The following is a 20,887-nucleotide window of genomic DNA, read 5'->3' as shown; positions in this document are numbered from 1 at the left end:
CTTCATGCGTGAGAGCGCGTGGGAGCGCGCGGTGGCGCGCGGTGGCGCGCGGATGACGGGGGCCGTGGCAGATCGGGTGGGCTCGGGGCAATGCCTTGCCGGCGGCGGGGAAGCGCCCCAAGCAGTGCGGCCCATGATCTTCGGCGCGCACGAGTCCGTGGCTGGCGGCCTTCACCGCGCGATCGCGCTGGCGGGGGAGGACCGCTGCGAGGCGGTGCAGATCTTCACCAAGGTCTCGGGCCAGTGGCGGGAGCCGGCGCTGAGCGCGGAGCAGATCGCCGCGTTTCGCGCCGCGCGCGCGGCCTGGGCCGGCGCGGGCCGGACGCTCGCCCATGCGAGCTACCTCATCAACCTGTGCGCCGACGACGCCGCGATCCTCGAGCGCTCGCGGGAAGCGCTGTTCCAGGAGCTCGCGCGGTGCGACGCGCTCGGGATCGACTTCGTGGTGTTCCATCCGGGCGCGCCCCGCAGCCTCGGCGAGGAGGTCGGCCTCGACCGCATCGGCGAGAGCTTGTCGATCGTGCTCTCTCGCGGGAAGGGGCTCCGCGCGCAGCTGTGCATCGAGAACACGGCCGGGCAGGGGTCGACCCTCGGCCACCGCGTCGATCAGGTCGCCGCGATGATCGAGCGCGCCGGGCCGGAGGGGTCGCGGCTCGGGGTCTGCATCGACACGCAGCACGCCTTCGCGGCGGGGCACGACCTCCGGAGCGAGGCCGGCTACGAGCGGTTCTGGAGCGACTTCGGCCGGCTGCTCGGGCTGGATCGGCTGCGGTGCATGCACGTGAACGACTCGAAGGCGGGGCTCGGCCAGCGGGTCGATCGGCACGAGCGCGTCGGCGACGGGGAGATGGGGCTCGCGCCGTTCTGGCGCCTCGCGAACGACGCGCGGCTCGCGCGCGTGCCGGCGGTGATCGAGCTGCCGCCGCTCGCGAAGGAGCGGCGCGGCTACATGGAGGAGATCGCGCGGCTGCGCGCCCTCGAGGGCGCGGCGGAGCCGGTCACCCTGCCCGGTGCGGCACCCGGACGCCCTTCTCCTCCGCCACGCGGCACGCCGTCTCGTAGCCCGCGTCGGCGTGCCGGATGATCCCCATCCCCGGATCGATGGTGAGCACCCGCTCGAGCCTCTGCCGAGCGGCCTCGGTGCCGTCGGCGACGATCACCATCCCGGCGTGCAGCGAGTTGCCGATCCCGACGCCGCCGCCGTGGTGGAAGCTCACCCACGACGCGCCGCCCGCCGTGTTCGCGAGCGCGTTGAGGATCGCCCAGTCGGCGATCGCGTCGGAGCCGTCCTTCATCGCCTCCGTCTCCCGGAACGGCGACGCGACCGACCCGCAGTCGAGGTGGTCGCGCCCGATCACGATCGGCGCCTTCACCCGGCCGGCCCGGACGAGCTCGTTGAAGGCGAGCCCGACCTTCGCGCGATCGCCATAGCCGAGCCAGCAGATCCGCGACGGGAGCCCCTGGAACGCGATCTTCTGCTCCGCGAGCTCGATCCAGCGGCGGAGATCGGCGTCGCCCGGGACCGCCTCGAGCACCGCGCGGTCGGTGGCGAGGATGTCCTCGGGATCGCCCGAGAGCGCGACCCACCGGAACGGGCCCTTGCCCTGGCAGAACAGCTCCCGCACGTACGCCGGCACGAAGCCGGGGATCGCGAACGCGTCCTCGGCGCCCGCCTCCATCGCGCAGGTGCGGATGTTGTTGCCGTAGTCGAAGACCTCGGCCCCGCGCCGCTGCATCGCGAGCATCGCCTCGACCTCCCTCCGCATCCCCGCCTTCGCGCGCGCGACGTACACCCCGGGATCGCGGGCGCGGAGCTCCGCCGCCTGCTCGAGCGTGAGCCCCGGCGGGACGTAGCCGACGAGCGGATCGTGCGCCGCGGTCTGCTCGGTGACGAGGTCGGGCGTGACGCCGCGGCGCACGAGCTCCGGGTAGACGTCGGCGGCGTTGCCGCAGAGGGCGATCGAGCGCGGCGCCCCGCGCTGGACGCTCTCGAGGACGGCGTCGAGGGCGCGGTCGAGATCGTCGATGCGCTCGTCGACGTAGCGGGTGCGGAGCCGCTTCTCGATGCGCGCCGGGTCGATCTCGACGCCGAGGCAGGCCATGCCCGCCATGGTCGCGGCGAGCGGCTGCGCGCCGCCCATGCCGCCGAGCCCCGCGGTGAGCACCCAGCGCCCGCCGCCCGGGGCGCGCGCCGCGTGCGCCTTCCGCGCGGCGACGAACGTCTCGAAGGTGCCCTGAACGATCCCCTGTGAGCCGATGTAGATCCAGGAGCCCGCGGTCATCTGCCCGTACATCGTCAGGCCGAGCGCCTCGAGCCGGCGGAACTCGTCCCACGTCGCCCACCGGCCCACGAGGTTCGAGTTCGCGAGGAGCACGCGGGGAGCGTCCGGGTGCGTGCGGAAGCGGCCCACCGCCTTGCCCGACTGCACGAGGAGCGTCTCGTCGTCCGCGAGCTCCCGGAGCTCGCGGACGATCACGTCGAACGCCTCCCACGATCGCGCCGCCTTCCCGGTGCCGCCGTAGACCACGAGATCGTCGGGGCGCTCCGCGACCTCCGGATCGAGGTTGTTGTGGAGCATCCGGAGCGCGGCCTCCTGGATCCACCCCTTGCAGCTCCGCTCGCTTCCCCGCGGCGCGCGCACCACCCGGGCCCCCTGCTCTCCGGTCGTCATGCTGTCGTGTACTCCACCCGGTCCTGATCGACCAGAAGGCGCGGCGTCCGCCGCGCCGCGCGGCGAGGCGACGCGAGGCGAGGCGCACGCCGCCGCGCGACGCGAGCCTGCTCGATCCTCTCCGGGGCAGCCGGCTTCGTCCGAACCGGAGTATGCTTGCTCGGGGCGCGCGCAGCGCCCGTGTGTCCGGGAGAATCCATGATCTCGACGATCCGTTCGGCCCTCGCGCGTTGTCCGGTCCGGGCCCTCCAGCTCGCAGCCCTGGCGCTCACCCTCGCGACCACGGGGTGCGACAAGGTCGGGTGCTTCGAATGGACCGAGATCGAAGGGGCATGCCCCTCCCAGGAAGAGGCGCTCGCCTATTTCGGAAGCGACTCGTGCGGCGGCGAGGTCGAGTCGGTCGACAGCGAGCCCGAGTACGACGACGGTTACTGCTGCTACGACATCACCAAGCGCGACGAATACGGGGGCGCCTGCACCTCGCCCGGCGGGCGCATCTCGCCGCCGCCGCCCGCCCCGTCTCCGCCGAACTGAGCCGGCGCTCCGGACGCCCCCGCGCCCGCGCATCGCGGGCCTCGCGTGTGGCGCCGCCTCCGCCCTGGTTCATCGAGCTAGAGCTCGTCCAGCGCGTTCCTGTCGAGCTCCTGGAGCGCCGCGAGATCCCGCGCCGCAAGCTCCTCCACGTCGCCGGGAGCCTCGCGCGGGTAGGCCAGCGTGAGCTCGCCGTCGTGGACGTAGAGGTGCTGGCTGTCGATGCACCCGTGCGCGCCTCCGGCCGCGTGGAGCGCCGCGATGGCCTCGCCGAGGCGCGCGCGCTGGGCCCTGGTCAGCGCGCGCGCCTCGTCGGCGAGCGCGCGGCCCTGGGGCAGCGCCACCCAGACCTCGCCGCTGGCGAGATCGACCCGGAGGACGGACGTCAAGGCCGCGTGGCCGGCGCGCGCGAAGGCCCGGGCCCGGGCGAGGGTCGCGTCGTCGAGCTGCAGCACGAGGACGTCGCGATCGATCCAGGCGTCGTGCCAGCGCCCCTCCGTGTCCCGGCCGTCGCCGACCTCCAGGGTCGCCGCGAGCCGCGCCGCCGTGGCGGGCGGCGCGTCGCTCGATCGGGGCCGGCCGCTCGCGCGCGACCGCCGCGGCCGCGGGCGCTCTGGCCAGGCCATCGCGGTGATCGCGCGCCGCGCCTCGAACGCGTCGCCCGGCCGCGCGGCGGGGTCCTCCGCGAGCAGCGCCGCCACGGCCGCGTCGTGGGCCGCCGTGAGGTCCGGATGGACCTCGCTCGGCGCGGGATCGAGCCGCCCGCGCACGGCGGGGGCGGGCGGCTCTCCGGTGAGCAGCTCGGCGAGCACCGCGCCGACGCCGTACAGATCGCTCGCCAGCGTCGCCGGTCGGCCCATGCGCTGCTCCGGCGACATGTACGCGAACGTCCCGATCGCGCCCGCCGTGGCGGTGGACGAGAGATCCCCGAGGTGCGCCGCGCCGAAATCCGCGAGGTGAGCCGTCCCGATCTCGTCGAAGAGCACGTTGCTCGGCTTCACGTCGCGGTGGAGGATGCCGAGGCGGTGCGCCTCGCCGAGCGCGGACAGGAGCGCGCCCGCGATCTCGACGGCGCGCGCGGGCGTGACCGGATCCCCCCGCAGCCGCTCGATCAAAGACCCGCCCGTCATCCAGGCGAGCACCATCGCCGGCCCTTCGGGGTGGTACGCGCGGAGCGCGACGACGTTCGGGTGCCGGAGCTGGGCGAGGGCGCGCGCCTCGCGCTCGAACCGGAGGAGCGCGTCGCGGCCCGCTCCGAACGCCGCGCCCGCGAAGATCTTCACGGCGACGCGCTCCGCCGTGATCCGGTCGCGCGCCTCCACCACGCGCGCGTGGGGCGTGGCCGTGACCTCGCGCAGGGTCTCGTAGCGCCCGAAGAGGAGCGGCCCGACGGGCGCGGGGCCCGCAGGAGGAGGTCCCGCGGCGGCGCTGCCGGGAGCGGCGCCTCGCGACGAGAGCGCCTCCTGGCCGGGCGGCTCGAGCCGGGCGAGCTCGTCGCGGACGGTCCGCGCGGCGTCCTCGAGCCCGAGCTCGCTCAGGCAGCGGCCGAGCAGCGGCAGCGCGCGGGCCCGCTCGGCGGCGGCGGGCGGCAGCTGCTGCAGCGCGCGCACGGCGGCCTCCGTGCGGCCGTGGCGCGCGAGCAGCTCACCCAGCGCGAGCCACGCCGCCGCGTCGCCCGGGCGGCGGCGGAGCGCGGCCTCGAGCACCCGCGCGCCGTCGGCGGGGCGGCCGGCGAGCTCGAAGCTCTCGGCGGCGCGGCACGCGTCGTGGGCCGCGGTGAACGCCTCCGCGGCCGCCGCGTGAGCGCCGAGCGCCGCGAACAGCGCGCCCGCGTGGCGCGAGAACCCGCGCGCCGCGAGGTCGGCGGCGACGCGCAGCGCGGCGTCCCGGGGCGACGTGGCGGCGATCCGCTCGAGCGCCTCGCGCGCGAGCGCCTCGTCGCCGCCGAGCGCGGCCATCAGCGCGGCGCGGGCCGGGTCCCCGGCTGCCAGCGCCTCCTGGGCCGCGCCGGCGAAGTCGCAGACGCGCTCGAGCAGCTCGGAGGCGCCCGCGTGATCTCCGGCCGCCGCGAGGAGCGCCGTGCCGCGATCGCGCTGCCCGATCGCGGCGAGCTCGGCCGCGCGACGTCGCAGATCCTCGTACGCCACGCCGATGTCTGTCGGAGCGCCGTCAGCGCGCGGCGATGCGCGCTCGGCCGTTCACGGAGAGGTCGAAGCGCACCTCGCCGAGGTCGATCCCCGAGGTGTTGAACGGCACCTGCCGCGTCCGGTGCACGGCGAGCGTCGCGTTCGCCGGCAGAGGCCCGAGCGTCGAGGGATCCAGCAAGGAGCCCGGGATCACGCCCCGCCCGGTGTCCTTGAACGCGCACCGCACGGTCGCGCCGTGGGCCGAGGTCACGTCGACGTAGATGATGTCCCGCGTCCGGCCGGCCTCGCCGCCCTCGTCCGCGCGCCACTGCACGACCGCGCCGACCCCTGCGTCGAGATCGACGCCGTCGGCCAGCTCGGCGTCGCCGATGCGCACCTCCTCGGGACCCGCGGGGGCATCGGCCTCGAACGCGAACCGGTCGAGCTGCCCCGAGCCGGAGCTCTCGAACACGTACCGCGCCGGCGCAGGCAGATCGCTGGTGGCGTCGCGCGACGTGTAGAACACGCCGAAGACCAGGGCGCCCACGTCCGGGAACGCGCGGGCGGCGAGCGGCATCTCGGTGCTCTCGGTCTTCATCGTCACGTCGCCCGCGTCGAGGAGCTCGATCGGGCTGAGCGAGCTGAAGTTGCTCGCCTCGTCGTCGGCGGCGGGCGAGAGGACCATGCAGCTGCCGGCGGAGGGGAGGACGAACGGCTTCCCGACGGCCCCCTCGGCGAGCTCGGGATCCATCGCGGACGAGAGCCGCATGAACTTCGCCAGCACGTTCGTGACCGCCCCCGCCCCCTCGGCGCCCGCGCTCGGCTGCGCGGCCTCGTCGAGCTCACCGGGGGTCGCGGCCACGGCGGCGTCCCGGCTCAGGTTGATCGCGCGCTCGACGCGCACGACCCCCTGGGTGACCACCCCGTTGACCTCCGTCGCGTCGCCCGCGACAGGCGCCGAACAGCCGACGAGAGCTGCACCGGCGAGCAGGCATGAAGCGGCGAGGGCGCCGTGGGGACGCATAGATCCGAGTCTAAGACGGGTCCTCCGGCCGGGCAAGCGCCTGTGCTTGCCACCGAAAATGGCAGGGAATCCGTCTCATTACGTTTTGCTAGGTTTTGCTAGGTTTTGTTGCGCTTTGCCGCGCTTTGCCGCGGCTCGTCACGCCCTGTTACGTTTGGTTACGTCTGGGAACGCTCCGAACGTGGCGTTTGCCGACGTTGCAACGTCGTTGCGTTTGTTTCGACCGTGTCAGAAGGTGACCGTGAGGCCGCCGCCCGGGGCGACGGTGCCCTGATCGATGGCGACCGGATCGCCGGCGATCTCGCCCTCGGCGTGGTGGTAGGTCGCGGTGGCCTCGACCGCGACGTGCACATGGCGGAAGCCCGCGCGGATGCCCAGCACGAACCCGAGCTGGAGATGCTGGCCCGACGCGTCGACGAGCGGTCCTCGGACCGCCGCTCCGGCGGCGGGCAGCCGCACCTCGCCGCCGAGGAGCTCGAAGCCGAGCCGGGGACCGAACCAGAGCGCGTAGAGATCCGCGTCCGACCGGAAGCCGAGCAGGAGAGGGACGTCGAGCCCTGCGCCGTGGACGTCGATCCCTTCTGCGCTGGGGCCCGGCCCGCCCGCGAGCAACGCCGAGGCGCCGAGGCCGATCGACAGGGCCGCGTCGCCGAGCGGGAATGCGTGGCGCCCGTCGAGCCGGATGGCTCGCCCCGTGTACGTCAGCCCCGCTTCGTTCTCGCCCTCGATCCCGACGCGGGCGCTGGCCCAGGGTGCGACGCCGGGCGACACGGTGATCTCGGAGAGCTTTCGCCGCGCGGCGCCCTCCGCCGTCGCCGGGCCTGTGGCGCTCGCCCCTGCGTCCGCCGCTCCGGCGACGACCATGTCACCCGACAGGCCGCCGCCGAGGCGCACGGCGCCGGGACGGAGGACGTGCGCCGGGTGGAGCAGCGGACCGCTGCCATGGCAGCCCGCGCAGGCACCCGCGAGAACCACTGCGGCCCAGCGCCGGATCATGGTGTGACCCGGGCGCCGCATTGAACCGACGGTGCCGACGGAGGCATGGGAAGCGCGGCCGGAGAGGCGACGCGATGGTGCGCGAAGAGGCGCGCTACTTGCGGAAGCGCGAGGGGTAATCGTTGGCGGCGGCCCGCTTCTTCAGCTCCCCATCGTCGGGGTGCAGCCGGACGGCGCGTGCGATGAGGACCTCCTCGGTCTCCACGATCTGCGGGTTGGGCAGGCAGCACTCGACCGGGCACACGGCCTGGCACGCTTCGTGATCATAGAAGCCGACGCACTCGGTGCAGAGCTCCGGATCGATCACATAGATCTCGTCGCCCTCGCTGATGGCTTCGTTCGGGCATTCCGGCTCGCAGGCGCCGCAGTTGATGCAGTCTTCGGTGATGTAAGTCGCCATGGCCTTCGCTTCGTTCTCCGGGGTCACCCCGGTCCGCTCGTTTGTAGAGGCCTGACCGCAAGGTGTCAATTCGGGCGGAAGCCAGCGCCGGTTCCGGGACGGCGTCTGGGCGTCGTGGGCCTACGCTTGCGCGCGGGCGCCCCTGCCGGTACTAAGCGGCCTCCTCGATGCTCCGCCTCACCGAGCCCGCCCTCCTGCTCGCCTTCCTTGGCGCATCCTCGCTGCTCGCCGGATGTGGCCCCCAGATCGGCGATCCGTGCACCTCGTCGCTCGATTGCGTGCAGGCAGAGCAGCAGCTCCTCTGCGATGGGACGCAGCCTGGCGGCTACTGCACGGTCTTCAACTGCGAGCCGGACAGCTGCTCCGGGAGCAGCGTCTGTGTCGCGTTCAACCCGGTGATCGAGCCGGCGTGCAGCGAGCTCGAGAACGTCCGCTGGCCGCGCTTCGAGCGGACCTTCTGCATGGCCACCTGCGATGAGGACGACGACTGCCGCAGCGGCTACTCGTGCGTCGCGCTGGGCAACATCCAGGGTGCCGCAGCGATAGCGCCGGGCGAACGCAACGCCGCGATCGTCGACGCCACGCCGGAAGGATCGAGGGCCTGCCTGCCGAACCCGCCGTCTGCGTCGAGCGAGCCGCCGGGCGACGCCGAGAGCGAGCCCGGGGTGTGCAGGGCCGCGCCTGAACAGCCGGGAGTTCCGGAGGAATGGCCCACGTACACGGCCTCGGGCGCGGGAGGCGGCGGTGGCGCGGGTGGCGAAGGCGGCGGCTCGGGTGGCGAAGGTGGCGGCTCGGGCGGCGCTGGCGGCGGTTCGGGTGGCGAAGGCGGCGGCGGCTCGGGCGGCGAAGGTGGCGGCTCGGGCGGCGCTGGCGGCTCGGGCGGCGCTGGCGGCTCCGGCGGCGCTGGCGGCTCCGGCGGCGCTGGCGGCTCCGGCGGCGGCTGAGCGCCGCTCGGTGCGGCCCGGCTTTGCGCATCGACCGTGCTAGCGTTGGCCGCGTGTTCGGACCGGCCCCCGCGAAAAGGACGCTCGAGGCTGCGCTGCGCGACGTCGCTTCGCAGAAGCCCGCCGTGCGCGCGGAGGCCGTGAACGACCTCGTCCCGTATGCCGCGACGGCACGGGAGCAGGTCGTGCGCGCGATCGAGGGCGCGCTCCGCGTCGATGAGCACGCGGCGGTCCGCGCGGCGGCGGCCATCGCCCTCGCCGACACGAAGGCCGTCGAGGCGCTCCCGGCCCTGCTCCTCGCCGTCGAGGACGTGGATCCCTACGTCCGGCAGATGGCGATCACGGCGCTCGGTGAGATCGGCGACATGCGGGCCACGGGCCGGCTCCGGCGCGCCCTCTCGGACGAGCGGCCCGAGGTGCGGTTCCAGGCGGTGATCGCGTTCCCGCGCGTCTGCGCCCAGCAGGCCGACGCGATCGAGGCCGTCATGCAGGCCACCCACGACGACGACCCGCTCGTCTGCCACATCGCGCTGCGGATGTTCGAGGAGCTGGGGGAGTCCAGCGGCGAGCTGCCTCCGTTGGGCATGGCGCGGGCCCGCGCGCTGCTCGGCCACGCGTCCCCGCTCGTCCGGGCAGCGGCGGCGGTCGTCACCGCGCGCTTCGGCGATCCGGTGGGCCACCCCGTGCTCGCCGAGATCGTGGGAGGAAAGCTCCACGGGGTCGATCGCGAGGACGAGGCCGCGGCCATCGAGCTCTGCGGCGAGCTCGGCCTCGCCGCTTCCCGGAGCGCCCTGGAGCGGCGCGCGTTCGGGCTGAGGCTCGGCTTCGGCCGCGATCCGCTGCGCTGGCACGCGCGCGTCGCGCTCGCGCGGATGGGCCACGAGCGGGCCATCCGCGACATCCTCGGCGAGCTCGGCGCGTGGGACCGCCACAAGCGCACGCTCGCCGTCGCGGCCGCCGGTCGCGCCCGCCTCTCGGCCGCCCGCGCCGCGATCGCGGCGATGCGGGGAGACGAGCGGAAGGCCGATCAGGGGGCCGTCGAGGAGGCGCTCGCCGCCCTCGCTGCCGAGGTGGATGCATGAACGATGGAGCCCAGTTCAGCGAGGCGGACCTCGCCCCGAGCCCCGAAGAGCGCGCCGCGTCGCGCCGCTCCCTCATCGATCGCGTGGCCGCGAGCGTGGCCGCGCTCGCGGCGGGGGCCTGGGTCGGCGGCATCGTGGCGCTGGGCGCCTGCGCTGCCCCGTTCGTCTTCCGGCTCGCCCCGGCCCCCTTCTCCGGTGACGCGATGAGCGCGGCGTTCGCGCGCTTCGATCAATTCGCGCTCGGCGCCGCGGTGATCCTCCTCGGCGCCGAGGTGGCGCGCACCTGGGCCGCGTACCGCCAGGGCGCCGGCCGCGCGGCGCGCGTGCGCCGGGTCGTCGCCATGGTGTTGGCCGGGTGCGCCGCGTACGTCGGCCTGGCGCTCACCCCACGCATCGCGGCGCTCCACCGCGAGGGCGTCCGGCGCGGCGAGGGGGAGCTCGGCATGGAGCTCGAGCGCGTCCATCGCCGCGCCGAGCTCGTGAGCAAGTCGGAGGTGTTCCTCGGCGCGAGCCTGGTCCTCTTGCACGTCTTCACGCTCGGCGCGCGCCGCCCCGAGCAGGACGACGACGAGGAGGCGGCCGCCCCGCTGCCGCCCGGCCCGCGGTGAGGACGCCGGGGGCGCCCCACCTGCGCCGTCGCCTCGGGCGTGGGCGCGCGCGCGACGATCGAGGCTCCGCGGGGCGCGATCGTCGCGCGCGCGCCGCCGCGCATCGCGCCCACGACACCGAGGGATCCGATGCCGCGTGACAACAAGCTCTATAGCGGCTTCGTCAACCACGATTACATCCTCACCTTCTCGATCGCCGACGAGGCGAACCGGTCGCGCCTCGTCGCGCTCTGCGCCGGACCGTGGCAGGGCGACGAGGTCACGCCCGACACGTGGGAAGTGTCCAATACGCTGAGCCCCGATCAGATGGAGCGCGCCATCCTCGATCTGATGGGCGACGCGGACCGCGCCGCTTACTACTACCTCTCGGACAGCAAGCGGATGTTCCGCGTCCTGCTCGGCTGAGCTCGTGCGTGAGCGATGTGAGCCGCTTCGCTCCGGCGCGCCGCGGGGGCGCGAGGGGCGTCCCCGCGGGCCGAAGGGGCCGCGAGCGCGGTCATTTCGCGGTATGGTCCGGTCATGAGCGAGCTGGAAGCCACGCCGCCCGGCGCCTCGGCGAGGTCCGCCGCCGACGCCCCTCCACCTCACGCGCCCACGCCCCGACCAGGGGAGGGGGCCGACGAGGGCTTGCTCAGCGTCCTCAGGGACGATGGATCCCTGGATCCCGCGACCGACCCCTGCCTGAGCGACGCGCTGCTGCTGCGCGCGTACCGCGAGATCAAGCGCCTCAGGCTGCTCGACGCGCGCATGCTCCTGCTCCAGCGGCAGGGGCGGATCGGCTTCTACGGCGCGTGCACCGGCCAGGAGGCGACGCCGATCGCCACGGCGCTCGCGGTCGAGCCCACGGACTGGATCTTCCCCGCGCTGCGCGAGAGCGTGATGATGCTGGTGCGCGGCTTCCCGCTCCGCACCTATGTGGCCCAGGTCTTCGGCAACTCGGGCGACCTCCTCCAGGGGCGCCAGATGCCGTCGCACATGAGCGGGCGGCAGGTGAACCAGGTGTCCTGGTCGAGCTGCATCGGCCCGCAGCTCCCGCAGGCGGTCGGCGCCGCGTGGGCCGCGAAGCTGCGGCGCGACAGCACCGTGGTGGTGGGGTTCATGGGCGACGGCGCGACGAGCGAGCCCGATTTCCACAGCGCGATGAACTTCGCGGCGGTCTTCAAGGCGCCGTGCGTCATGATCTGCCAGAACAACCACTGGGCCATCAGCGTGCCGACGGACCGGCAGACGTCCTCGAGGACGATCGCCATCAAGGGGCGCGCCTACGGCGTGCCGTCGGTGCGGGTCGACGGCAACGACGTCATCGCCGTCTACCGCGCCGTCTCCGAGGCGGTCGCGCGGGCTCGTGGCGGCGGCGGCCCCAGCTTCATCGAGGCGCTCACCTACCGCGTCGGCGCGCACTCCTCGAGCGACGACCCGAGCCGCTACCGGTCGCAGGAGGAGGTCGATCGCTGGACGCAGCGCGACCCGCTGCTGCGCCTCGGGCGCCACCTCGCCGGCCGCGGGCTCCTCGACGACGCCGCGGAGTCCTCCCTCGAGGCGGAGCTCAACGCCGAGATCGCCGCCGCCGTCGCCGAGGTCGAGGCGATGGGCCCGCCTGCCCGAGAGACGCTGTTCGACGACGTCTACGCGGAGCTGCCCTGGCACCTGCGCGACCAGCGCGCAGAGCTCCTGCGCTCCCCGAAAGCGCCGCCGCACGGCGGCGGGCGCTGACCTCGGGGAGGGATTTCCCCTCGCTGCGAGGTCGTGTAAGCCCCGGGCACCCAGGGACGGCTCGCGTTTGCGGGCGCGGCCTCAGGGCTGTCGGCGAGGGGCTTGCCTGACGAACCCCGGCGCCCCTAGTTCCAGTCTTCGAAGCGCACAAAAGGACAAGGATGAAGACCTACGACGCAATCGTGATCGGAGCCGGCCCCGGCGGTTACCCCTGCGCCATCCGGCTCGCTCAGCTCAAGCTGAAGGTGCTCTGCATCGAGAAGGAGAACGTCGGCGGCGTCTGCCTCAACTGGGGGTGTATCCCCTCCAAGGCGTTGATCTCCGCCGCCCACCTCTACGAGAAGTCGCAGGCCGGCGCCGCGATGGGCATCAAGGTCAGCGGCGTCGAGCTCGACGCCAACAAGATGCAGGACTGGAAGGAAGGCATCGTCAAGAAGCTCACCGGCGGCGTCGGGTCGCTGCTCAAGGGCAACGGCGCCGACGTCGTGAACGGCACCGCCACGGTCGTGGGGCCGAAGCGCGTGGACGTGACGCGGGCGGACGGCTCGGTGGAGCAGTTCGAGGCGACCAAGGCGATCGTGATCGCGACCGGCTCGACGACCATCGAGATCCCGACGTTCAAGTTCGACGGCGACACGATCATCGGCGCGAAGGAGGCGGTCAGCCTGCGCCGCGTCCCGAAGCGGCTGATGGTGATCGGCGGCGGCGTCATCGGCCTCGAGCTCGGCATGGTCTACCAAGCGTTCGGCGCCGAGCTCATCGTCGTCGAGGCGCTGCCGGAGCTGCTCACGGGCGTCGACCCCGACTGCACCAAGATCGTCGAGCGCAAGATCCTGAAGCGCGGCGGCACGATCCACAAGAACGCCAAGGCGCTCGGGTACGAGAAGCAGAAGGACGGCTCGGTCGGGGTGAAGATCCAGTCCGACGGCAAGGAGCAGACGATCGTCGTCGACACCGTGCTCGTCGCCGTCGGCATGCGGCCGAGCAGCAAGGGCCTCGGCCTCGAGAAGGTCGGCGTGACGGTCGATCAGCGCGGGTTCGTCCCCACGGACAAGTTCTGCCGCACCAACGTGCCGTCGATCTACGCCATCGGCGACGTCAGCGGGCCGCCCCTGCTCGCGCACAAGGCGACGAAGGAGGGCGAGATCGCCGCCGAGGTCATCGCGGGGCACAAGGCCGAGAAGGACTGGGTCGCGATCCCGGGCGCGATCTTCACCGATCCGGAGATCGCCACGGTGGGGCTCACCGAGGCGGAGGCGAAGGCGAAGGGCCTCGAGGTCAGCATCGGCAAGTTCCCGTTCTCGGTGCTCGGCAAGGCCATGGCCATGAACGAGACCGAGGGCTTCGTGAAGATCGTCGCCGACAAGAAGACGAAGCAGGTGCTCGGCGTCCACATCGTCGGGCCGGAGGCCAGCACCATGATCAGCGAGGCGTCCCTCTCGCTCGAGATGGCGGCCTTCCTCGAGGATCTCTCGCTCACGATCCACCCCCACCCGACCCTCGGCGAGTCGCTGATGGAAGCCGCCGCCCACGCCATGGGCGCCGCGATCCACATCGCCAATCGCTGATCCGCCCGCTCTCGAGCATCACCAGCCTGCGCCGTCGACGAAACCATCGAGTCGACGGCGCGGGCCACCGCCCTCATCAATCGCGCATGAAATGGCACGTATACCCGGCCGGGTATTTTTCCAGGTACTTCTGGTGGTACTCCTCGGCGCGCGTGAACGGCCCGGCCTCCACGATCTCGGTGACGAGCGGGGCGCGCCACTTGCCGCTCTTGTCGACGCGCGCCTTCACCTCCTCGGCGATGCGGCGCTGCTCGGGCGTCGTGACGAAGATCGTTGAGCGGTACTGCGTACCGACGTCGTTGCCCTGGCGGTTCCGCGTCGTCGGATCGTGCATGCGGAAGAACCACTTCTCGAGCAGCTCGGCATAGGACAGCTTCGCGGGATCGAAGACGATGCGCACCGACTCGGCGTGGCCGGTCGATCCGGTCTTCACGTCTTCATAGGTCGGCGCCTTCGTCCGGCCGCCGGCATAACCGACCTCCGTCTCGAGGACACCGGGGATCTGCCGGAGGAGCTCTTCCATCCCCCAGAAGCAGCCGCCCGCCAGGACGGCCGTCTCCAGCGTCGTCTGGCACCCAGGCGCCTCCCCCGGCGCCGGCACGGCGCAGGCGTTCGCGCTCGCTTGCTCCCGAGGCGCGCCGCCGCGGCCCTCGAACAGCGCCCGATAGGCGCCGTAACCCTCCGCCTCGAGGCGAGCCAGCGGGATGAACCGGAGAGACGCGGAGTTGATGCAGTAGCGCAGCCCGTCGGGCGCGGGCCCGTCCTCGAAGACGTGCCCGAGGTGCGAGTTGCCGGCCTTGGAGCGCACCTCCGTTCGGACCATCCCGTGGCCCCTGTCCGAGCGCTCCACGACGCGCTCCGGCTCGACGGGGCGCGTGAAGCTCGGCCAGCCGGTGCCCGAGTCGAACTTGTCGAGCGACGTGAAGAGCGGCTCGCCGCTCGCGACATCCACGTAGAGGCCCGCCTCGTGGTTGTCCCAGAAAGCGTTGCGGAACGGCGGCTCGGTCGCGTCGCGCTGGGTGACCTCGTATGCGAGCGGCGTGAGCTGCTTGCGCAGCTCCTCATCCGACGGTTTGCGATAGCTTCTGTCCGACATCGTCACAGCCTCCTTGGACCCCGGAATCACCTTGCTCGCCCTCCCTGCATCGCCGGCGCGAAAGCACGCGAACACGGCGGCGCACGCAATGAGGACGAGCGCGAAGAGAAGACCAGCAGCGCGGAGCCGTTTCATCATCCACCTGGCCTGTCGAGGGTAGCGCACCTAACCCTCCTACGCCCCGCGGCCCCGCTGGTTTCGCCCGGCGAGCGCGGCCCGCGCGGCGCCGGCCTCAGCGCTACGGGCCGCCGCTCTCCAGCGAGGCGTCGCTCTCGCCGTCGCTCTCGCCGGCGCCCCGCTCGAAGCACTCGGCGGGGATCTCGCGCGCGCGGCGGACGAGGCGGGTCGCCCCGATGAACGCCGACGTGACCGGATCGTAGTAGCCGCTCGCCCCGTGCAGGCCCGGGACCGCGCGCTGGTAGTGGCGCGCGACCCGCTCCATGAGCGCCTCGCGGACGTACTTGCCCACCATCGACGCCATCGCGACGCACAGATCCGAGGCGTCGCTATCGCGGACGAACGCGATCTCGCCGAGGCCGGGGAAGCGGTAGGCGCTGCGGGCGCGGCCCTCCTCGAGCACGGCGTGCATCCTCCCCGCGAGCGGGCCGAACACGGAGCCATACTTGCCGAAGCCACCGACCTTGCCGCACACCGCGAAGACCTCCGCGCCGGCGAGGCCGCGGAGCTCCAGGACGAGGCGCTCCATCGCGTGGAGATCGAGCACGAACCTGTTCTTCCCGGCGCGCGCCCCGTCGTTCATCCGCTTCGCGCAGAGCAGCACCGAGCGCACGGCGACGACCTCGACCCCCTTCTCCGAGAGCTTGTCGAGGTCCTTGCCGATCGCGCCGAGCAGCTCGTCGGATGCGGTGAACGCCTCGCCCTCCGCCGACCAGCACTGCTCCTCGACGTGGCCCGGGCAGAGCGCACGGAGCGCGGGGCGATCCTCGAGCGCGACGGCGTGGAGCAGCTCGTCCACCGACGACGCGCCGCTGGCCGTCCCCGCGCGGCCGCAGCCGCGCGCGACCAGCGCGCGAGCCCAGGCCTCGCCGAGCGAGACATCCCCGTGCGCCACGAGCTGCTTCGAGTCGCCGAGCCGCTGGGCGAGGGCGCCGCGAGGGGCGCGGCCGGCGACCTGCCAGCCCGCCTCCGTGACGCGCGTGAGGACCGCCGTCACCACCATCGGACCGAGCCGCGGGCCCAGCCCGTTCTCATCGACGCCGATGCGGTAGCGGACGGAGGGCTCGGCGGACGTCATGCCGGCCCCTCTGCCACACCATGGCGCCCGCGTCACCGCGCGGATCTCCGCCAGGCCGCCCGCCGTCCCGCTCGGGACCACTTGCCGGTTCGGCCGAAAAATTCTCAAACTTTCTCGAGCTCATGCGCGATCCACGCGCGCCGCGCGCACCTTTTCCCCGGCTCTCGCCGGGGGCGCCGCTATAGTCGACGCCTCATGCGCATCCTCCCCGTGCCCTGCCTCAGCGACAACTACGCGTACCTCGTGGCCGCGGACGGGCGGCGCGAGGCGATCGTCATCGATCCCTCGGAGGCCCAGCCGATCATCGCGGCGCTCGAGCGCGAGAAGCTCAGTCTGGTCGCCATCGTCAACACGCACCACCACCACGATCACGTCGGTGGCAACGAGGCGCTCCGCGAGCGTTACGGCGACCTCCCGGTCTATGCGCACTCGAGCGACGTCGGGCGCGTTCCCGCGCAGACGGAGCGGGTCGAGGAGGGCACGCCGGTCCAGGTCGCCGGCCTCACGCTCCAGCCGTTGCACGTCCCCGGCCACACGCTCGGCGCCGTCTCGTATTGCGTCGAGGACGTTGTGTTCACAGGAGACACGCTCTTCATCGCCGGATGTGGCCGTATGTTCGAGGGGACGCCGGAGGTGATGCACGCCTCGCTCTCCAAGCTCGCCGCGCTCCCGGCGCATACGCGCGTCTTCTGCGGTCATGAGTACACCGTGAACAACCTCCGTTTCGCCGAGGCGGTCGAGCCCGAGAACGAGGCTGTCCGCAGGAAGCTCGCGGCTGCCCGTGCGGCGCGGGAGCGCGGCGAGCCCACGGTCGGGAGCACGATGGCCGACGAGCTCGCGACGAACCCGTTCCTGCGCTGCGGCGAGCCGCGTTTGCAGGCGCGCTTCCCGGGGGCCGCGCCGTCCGACGTGTTCGCCGCCGTGCGTCGCGCGAAGGACGATTACCGCTGACTTTCGGCGTCGCGCGCGGCCGTATTCCGCTCGCGCCCGCCGTCCGATTTCTATACGACTAGGCCCATGGACTCCCGCGCTCCCATCTTCGGGTTCAACGACGCGCGCGACGAGATCGTGCGCACCGTGGTCGACCGGGTCGTCGGCTCCACGAGGGATCCGCTGCTCGCCATGAACGAGGCGGCGTATCAGGAGGCGAAGCGGCTCGAGGGGTCCCGGAAGCCGCAGGACATCCGCGAGCTCGCCGAGTGGCAGCGGCTCGCCCGCTCGCTCGGCCGCATGCACGACGCCGAGCGCCGCCGCCGCCTGCGCGAGCTCTCGGAGGAGTACGCGTGGGACATCGCGGGGAACTTCGACCGGCGCGTCTACCAGCTGTCGTCGCGGCTCCTGCCGCCGGTCGTGAGCGCGCTGCTCGCGCCGCGGAAGCTCATGACCGTGGTCCGCGACCCGCTCAAGCTCGTCAGCCTCGAGCTCCTGGCCGACCGGGTGCTCGTGGAGGGCCCGCTCGCGAAGCTCCGCTCGCTCGTGCAGCGCGGCACGGCCGTCTACGTCCCGACCCACCTGTCGAACATGGACTCGATCGTGTTCGGCTATGCCCTCGAGCGCGCCGGCCTGCCGCCCGCCACGTACGGCGCTGGCAAGAACCTGTTCACGAACCCGGTCCTCTCGTTCTTCATGCACAACCTCGGCGCCTACCGCGTCGACCGGCGCATCCGGCACAACCTCTACAAGGACGTGCTGAAGACGTACTCGGGCGTGCTCCTGGAGCGCGGCTACCACTCGCTGTTCTTCCCGGGGGGCACGCGGTCTCGCTCGGGCGGCATCGAGCGGAAGCTCAAGCTGGGCCTGGTCGGCAGCGCGTTCGAGGCCTACACGCGGACGCTGCAGAGCGGCCGCGAGCGCCGCGTCTTCTTCGTCCCGGCCACGATCAACTACCTCATCACGCTCGAGGCCGAGACGCTGATCGCCGATTTCCTCTCCGAGGCCGGCAAGGGCCGCTTCATCATCGAGGACGACGAGTCGAGCCGCATCGGCCGGATCGCCTCGTTCCTGCGCAAGCTGCTCGCGATGAACGCGGCGGTGGTCATCCGCTTCTCCGACCCGCTCGATCCGTTCGGCAACCGGGTCGACGAGCTCGGCCGCTCGTTCGACGCCCGCGGTCGCGAGGTCGATCCGGCGAGCTACGTGAAGGATCAGGGCGGCAAGGCGGTCATCGACGCGGCGCGCGACGCCCAGTACGCGCGCGAGCTCGGCGAGGAGATCTGCCGGGCGTACGCGCGCGACACGGTCGTGATGGCGACGCACGTCGTCGCGGCGGCGAGCTTCGCCCGGCTCCGCAGCCAGGCGCCCGCCGCGGATCTCTTCACGGTGCTCCGGCAGCGCGACGTGCTCACGGTGCCGCGCGACGACCTCGCGGCCGACGTCGTGGCCCTCTGCGATCGGCTGCGCGCGCTCGAGCAGCGGGGGTGCATCGTGCTGGGCGAGGACGTCCGGCTCGGCTCGGGCGGGGACATCGTCGAGCGCGCGCTGCGCGCCTTCGCGGGCTACCACTCGTCGCCGGTGCTCGACTCGCGGCCCGACGGCATCGCGATCTGCGACACCAACCTGCTCTTCTACTACCAGAACCGCCTCGCCGCCCACGGGGTGGCGTGGGACGTCATCGCCCCGCCGGGCGTCCCTTCCGGCCTGCAGGTCCAGCCGCCGCTCCCGCCGCTCGAGCCCGCCTCGTCGCCGCCGCCCCTGGAAGAGCCGCGGGGCTCGGCCTCGTCCGCTTCGTCGTCCTCACCGGCCTCGTCCCGCGCGGGCGCTGCGGACGCGCACGTGGGCTCGATGAACGGCGCCGGGGGTGGCCAGTGAGCGCCCCGGGGAGCGCGCTTCCGGCGCCTTCGGTGGGGGTCATCGGCGGCGGTTTCTGGGGCGTGGCGCTGGCGCTCGCGGCCAGCCGCACCGGCGCGGAGGTCCTCCTGTACTCCCGCCGCGAGCAGCCGCAGATCAAAGGCGGCCCGCGGATCGTGCGGGACCACGCGGAGGTCGCCCGGGCGCGGCTGCTGGTGATCGCGGTGCCGTCGAACGCGGCCCGGACGGCGCTGCGCTCGCTCGGCGATCACATGGACGGCTCGCACCTCGTGATCCACGGCGTGCGCGGCCTCGAGGGCGAGGCGCTGAAGACCGTCTCGGATCTGGTGCGCGAGGAGACCCCGGCGCGCCGGGTGGGCGCGCTGGGCGGCCCGGTCCAGGAAGACGAGCTCCGGGAGGGCCGCCCCTCGGCGATGGTGTGCGGCTCGCGCTTCCCGGAGGTCCACGCCGCCGTGACCGCGGCGTTCCAGTCGGACGCGCTCCACGTCTACACGACGCCCGATCTCCAGGGCCTGGAGTGGGCGTCGGCGCTGGTCGGCTGCCTCGCCGTCGGCGTCGGCTTCGCCGAGCAGGCGGGCGCCGGGCCGGGGTTGCTCGCCGCGCTGATCTCGAGGGCGGTCGACAGCGCGGCCCGCGTCGCGGCCGCGGCGGGCGCGGAGGAGCGGACGATGCTGGGGCTCGGCGGCTACGGCGACCTGCTCGCCTCGATCCGGCTCGAGAGCCGCCCCGAGGTGGTGCTCGGCAAGGCGCTCGCGCGCGGGCGGACGCTCGACGAGGCGGTCGCGGAGGCCAGGCTGCGGGTGGAGGCGATCCCGCTGATCCCGCGCGTCGTGGCGTTCGCGAAGGCGCGGAAGGTGGATGCGGGGGTGTTCGAGGCGCTCGAGGCGACCCTGAAGGGCGGCGCGCCGAGGGCGGTGCTCGATCGGATGTTCGCGGCGTGAGGCATGGCGACGGCAGCGCGCTCACTCGTTCGCGAGCGCGAGGACGGCCTGGGCCACGCCGGTGACGACCTTTGCAGCGCGTGCGTAGTCGAGCGTATCCGGCGTGTCCTTGTCGGTGTGGTAACGCCGGTTGCGCAGAAACGCCGTGTCCGTGATCATGACCGCTGGATAACCCGCTTCCCAGTAGCTCCGGTGGTCGGACCAGTCCACGCCCTGGACGAGCGCCGGAGCGCTCAGGGAATAGGCGGGCAGATCGGTCGCGCCGCGCATCGCCCCCTTGACGGTGCGAACGAGCGAGAGCCCCTCCAGGTTGCCGATCACGGCCACGAAGTTCCCCTTCGTGGGATACAGCATGGAGAGCGGCGCCAGCGGGAACGCCTGACTGTCCTCTTCGTCGGTGAAATATCCGATCATCTCCAGGCTGATCATCGCCCGGACCTTCACGCCTGCTGCTTGCATCGCATTCGCGTGATGGGCGCTGCCCATGTGCGCAGACCGGAAATAGGGCGGCTCCTCCAGCGTGAACGCCGCGAGCTCGACGTCGCCGCGGAGGGGCGCGCGGCCGAGCATCCGCCCCAGCTCGAGCAGCCCTGCCACGCCGCTCGCGTTGTCGTCGGCGCCGGGCAAGTCGTCCGCCGCGTCGTAGTGGGCGCCGACCACGACGCGCGTCGACGAATCCGGGCCGAACCGGGCGAGCACGTTGCGATACGTCCGTCCCTCGACATCGTAGAGCTGCTCGGTCACGCGTCCTCCGGCGGCGCTGAGCTCGTCGCGCAGGTACGCCGCGGCGCGGTCCAGCTGCGCGATCTGCCGGTGGCCCCGCGGGCGGAACTCCTCCACGAGCCTCCGGACGTCGCGCTCCATGCGTGCGGGGTCCGCGGAGAGCGCCGGAGCGGGCGGCGGGAGCGCCGCCACGAGGGGCTGGCTGACGCAGGCTCCGATGGCCGCGAGGCCGGCGAGGAGCAGCGCCGCGGCTGCCGCGGCCCACCGGCCGTGGCGGGGGCGAAGCCTTGTGATCGCGCGAGCGTCTTCGAGGGTCGTCGCTGCGCTCGTGGTCATCGAGAGGGCAGGACATCTGGCGGAGGCGCTCTGTTCCTGGCGCGGGCAGGAATCGACGGGCGAT

19 protein-coding genes are annotated in these 20,887 nt (G+C 73.1%); 11 read left to right on the top strand and 8 right to left on the bottom strand.

Annotation, left to right across the window (positions count from 1 at the left end):
- The first annotated feature begins 133 nt into the window (after positions 1-133).
- Positions 134-1,084, top strand: coding sequence for a deoxyribonuclease IV (locus WME73_RS44425; protein ID WP_437854264.1), 951 nt, complete (start codon positions 134-136; stop codon positions 1,082-1,084).
- Here WME73_RS44425 and hutU read toward each other — a convergent pair.
- Positions 999-2,672 (bottom strand): urocanate hydratase, encoded by a 1,674-nt coding sequence (gene hutU, locus WME73_RS44420; protein ID WP_437854262.1) that lies wholly within the window; start codon positions 2,670-2,672, stop codon positions 999-1,001. The genes WME73_RS44425 and hutU overlap by 86 nt on opposite strands.
- 198 nt (positions 2,673-2,870) lie before the next feature.
- Here hutU and WME73_RS44415 point away from each other — a divergent pair, with 198 nt between their 5' ends.
- A complete protein-coding gene (locus WME73_RS44415) occupies positions 2,871-3,206 on the top strand; it encodes a hypothetical protein (protein ID WP_437742315.1) in 336 nt (111 codons plus the stop codon).
- 77 nt (positions 3,207-3,283) lie between these two features.
- Here WME73_RS44415 and WME73_RS44410 read toward each other — a convergent pair whose 3' ends face one another.
- From WME73_RS44410 to WME73_RS44395, 4 genes are all read right to left on the bottom strand, one after another.
- Positions 3,284-5,350, bottom strand: coding sequence for a protein kinase domain-containing protein (locus WME73_RS44410; protein WP_437742314.1), 2,067 nt, complete (start codon positions 5,348-5,350; stop codon positions 3,284-3,286).
- A 22-nt stretch (positions 5,351-5,372) separates the two neighbouring features.
- A complete protein-coding gene (locus tag WME73_RS44405; RefSeq protein WP_437742313.1) occupies positions 5,373-6,353 on the bottom strand; it encodes a hypothetical protein in 981 nt (326 codons plus the stop codon).
- Positions 6,354-6,581: 228 nt separating this feature from the next.
- Complete coding sequence (locus WME73_RS44400) at positions 6,582-7,349, bottom strand: hypothetical protein (RefSeq protein WP_437913509.1); 768 nt, start codon at positions 7,347-7,349, stop codon at positions 6,582-6,584.
- 94 nt (positions 7,350-7,443) lie between these two features.
- Positions 7,444-7,749, bottom strand: coding sequence for a YfhL family 4Fe-4S dicluster ferredoxin (locus tag WME73_RS44395; RefSeq protein WP_012240614.1), 306 nt, complete (start codon positions 7,747-7,749; stop codon positions 7,444-7,446).
- Between the two features lie 167 nt (positions 7,750-7,916).
- Between WME73_RS44395 and WME73_RS44390 the strand changes: the two genes are divergently transcribed.
- The 6 genes from WME73_RS44390 to lpdA all read left to right on the top strand — a co-directional run bounded on the left by WME73_RS44390 (position 7,917) and on the right by lpdA (position 13,664).
- Entirely contained in the window at positions 7,917-8,693 is a 777-nt protein-coding gene (locus tag WME73_RS44390; RefSeq protein ID WP_437913508.1) for a hypothetical protein, read from the top strand.
- Between the two features lie 53 nt (positions 8,694-8,746).
- The gene (locus WME73_RS44385) at positions 8,747-9,775 is read left to right on the top strand and encodes a HEAT repeat domain-containing protein (protein ID WP_437742310.1); all 1,029 of its coding nucleotides are present in this window, start codon (positions 8,747-8,749) and stop codon (positions 9,773-9,775) included.
- On the top strand, positions 9,772-10,383 hold the full coding sequence (locus WME73_RS44380) for a DUF4149 domain-containing protein (RefSeq protein WP_437742309.1): 612 nt from the start codon (positions 9,772-9,774) through the stop codon (positions 10,381-10,383). The genes WME73_RS44385 and WME73_RS44380 overlap by 4 nt, the downstream gene beginning before the upstream one ends.
- 129 nt (positions 10,384-10,512) lie before the next feature.
- Positions 10,513-10,788: a hypothetical protein gene (locus tag WME73_RS44375; protein ID WP_012240611.1), complete on the top strand. Its 276-nt coding sequence runs from the start codon at positions 10,513-10,515 to the stop codon at positions 10,786-10,788.
- Between the two features lie 114 nt (positions 10,789-10,902).
- Positions 10,903-12,096 carry a thiamine pyrophosphate-dependent dehydrogenase E1 component subunit alpha gene (locus WME73_RS44370; protein WP_437913507.1) on the top strand — a complete coding sequence of 398 codons (1,194 nt, stop codon included), beginning with the start codon at positions 10,903-10,905 and terminating at the stop codon, positions 12,094-12,096.
- A 161-nt stretch (positions 12,097-12,257) separates the two neighbouring features.
- Entirely contained in the window at positions 12,258-13,664 is a 1,407-nt protein-coding gene (gene lpdA / locus WME73_RS44365; protein ID WP_437742307.1) for a dihydrolipoyl dehydrogenase, read from the top strand.
- 76 nt (positions 13,665-13,740) lie between these two features.
- Here the strand turns inward: lpdA and WME73_RS44360 are convergent, their stop codons facing one another.
- Both WME73_RS44360 and WME73_RS44355 read right to left on the bottom strand, forming a co-directional pair.
- Positions 13,741-14,895: a bifunctional methionine sulfoxide reductase B/A protein gene (locus tag WME73_RS44360; protein WP_437748112.1), complete on the bottom strand. Its 1,155-nt coding sequence runs from the start codon at positions 14,893-14,895 to the stop codon at positions 13,741-13,743.
- Positions 14,896-14,998: 103 nt separating this feature from the next.
- A complete protein-coding gene (locus tag WME73_RS44355) occupies positions 14,999-16,015 on the bottom strand; it encodes a hypothetical protein (RefSeq protein ID WP_437742306.1) in 1,017 nt (338 codons plus the stop codon).
- Positions 16,016-16,210: 195 nt separating this feature from the next.
- On the opposite strand from WME73_RS44355, the gene gloB reads away from it, so the two are divergent.
- The 3 genes from gloB to WME73_RS44340 all read left to right on the top strand — a co-directional run bounded on the left by gloB (position 16,211) and on the right by WME73_RS44340 (position 19,764).
- Positions 16,211-16,966 carry a hydroxyacylglutathione hydrolase gene (gene gloB / locus WME73_RS44350; RefSeq protein ID WP_437742305.1) on the top strand — a complete coding sequence of 252 codons (756 nt, stop codon included), beginning with the start codon at positions 16,211-16,213 and terminating at the stop codon, positions 16,964-16,966.
- Between the two features lie 66 nt (positions 16,967-17,032).
- The gene (locus WME73_RS44345; RefSeq protein WP_437913506.1) at positions 17,033-18,823 is read left to right on the top strand and encodes a 1-acyl-sn-glycerol-3-phosphate acyltransferase; all 1,791 of its coding nucleotides are present in this window, start codon (positions 17,033-17,035) and stop codon (positions 18,821-18,823) included.
- Positions 18,820-19,764 (top strand): NAD(P)-binding domain-containing protein, encoded by a 945-nt coding sequence (locus WME73_RS44340; RefSeq protein WP_437742303.1) that lies wholly within the window; start codon positions 18,820-18,822, stop codon positions 19,762-19,764. Before WME73_RS44345 ends, WME73_RS44340 begins: the two co-directional genes overlap by 4 nt.
- Before the next feature lie 21 nt (positions 19,765-19,785).
- Here the strand turns inward: WME73_RS44340 and WME73_RS44335 are convergent, their stop codons facing one another.
- Positions 19,786-20,823 (bottom strand): M28 family peptidase, encoded by a 1,038-nt coding sequence (locus WME73_RS44335; protein WP_437742302.1) that lies wholly within the window; start codon positions 20,821-20,823, stop codon positions 19,786-19,788.
- Positions 20,824-20,887 lie beyond the last annotated feature (64 nt).

This window comes from Sorangium sp. So ce302 (assembly GCF_051530145.1).
Lineage (GTDB): Bacteria > Myxococcota_A > Polyangia > Polyangiales > Polyangiaceae > Sorangium > Sorangium cellulosum_B.
This window is presented reverse-complemented; position numbering and strand designations above follow the sequence as displayed.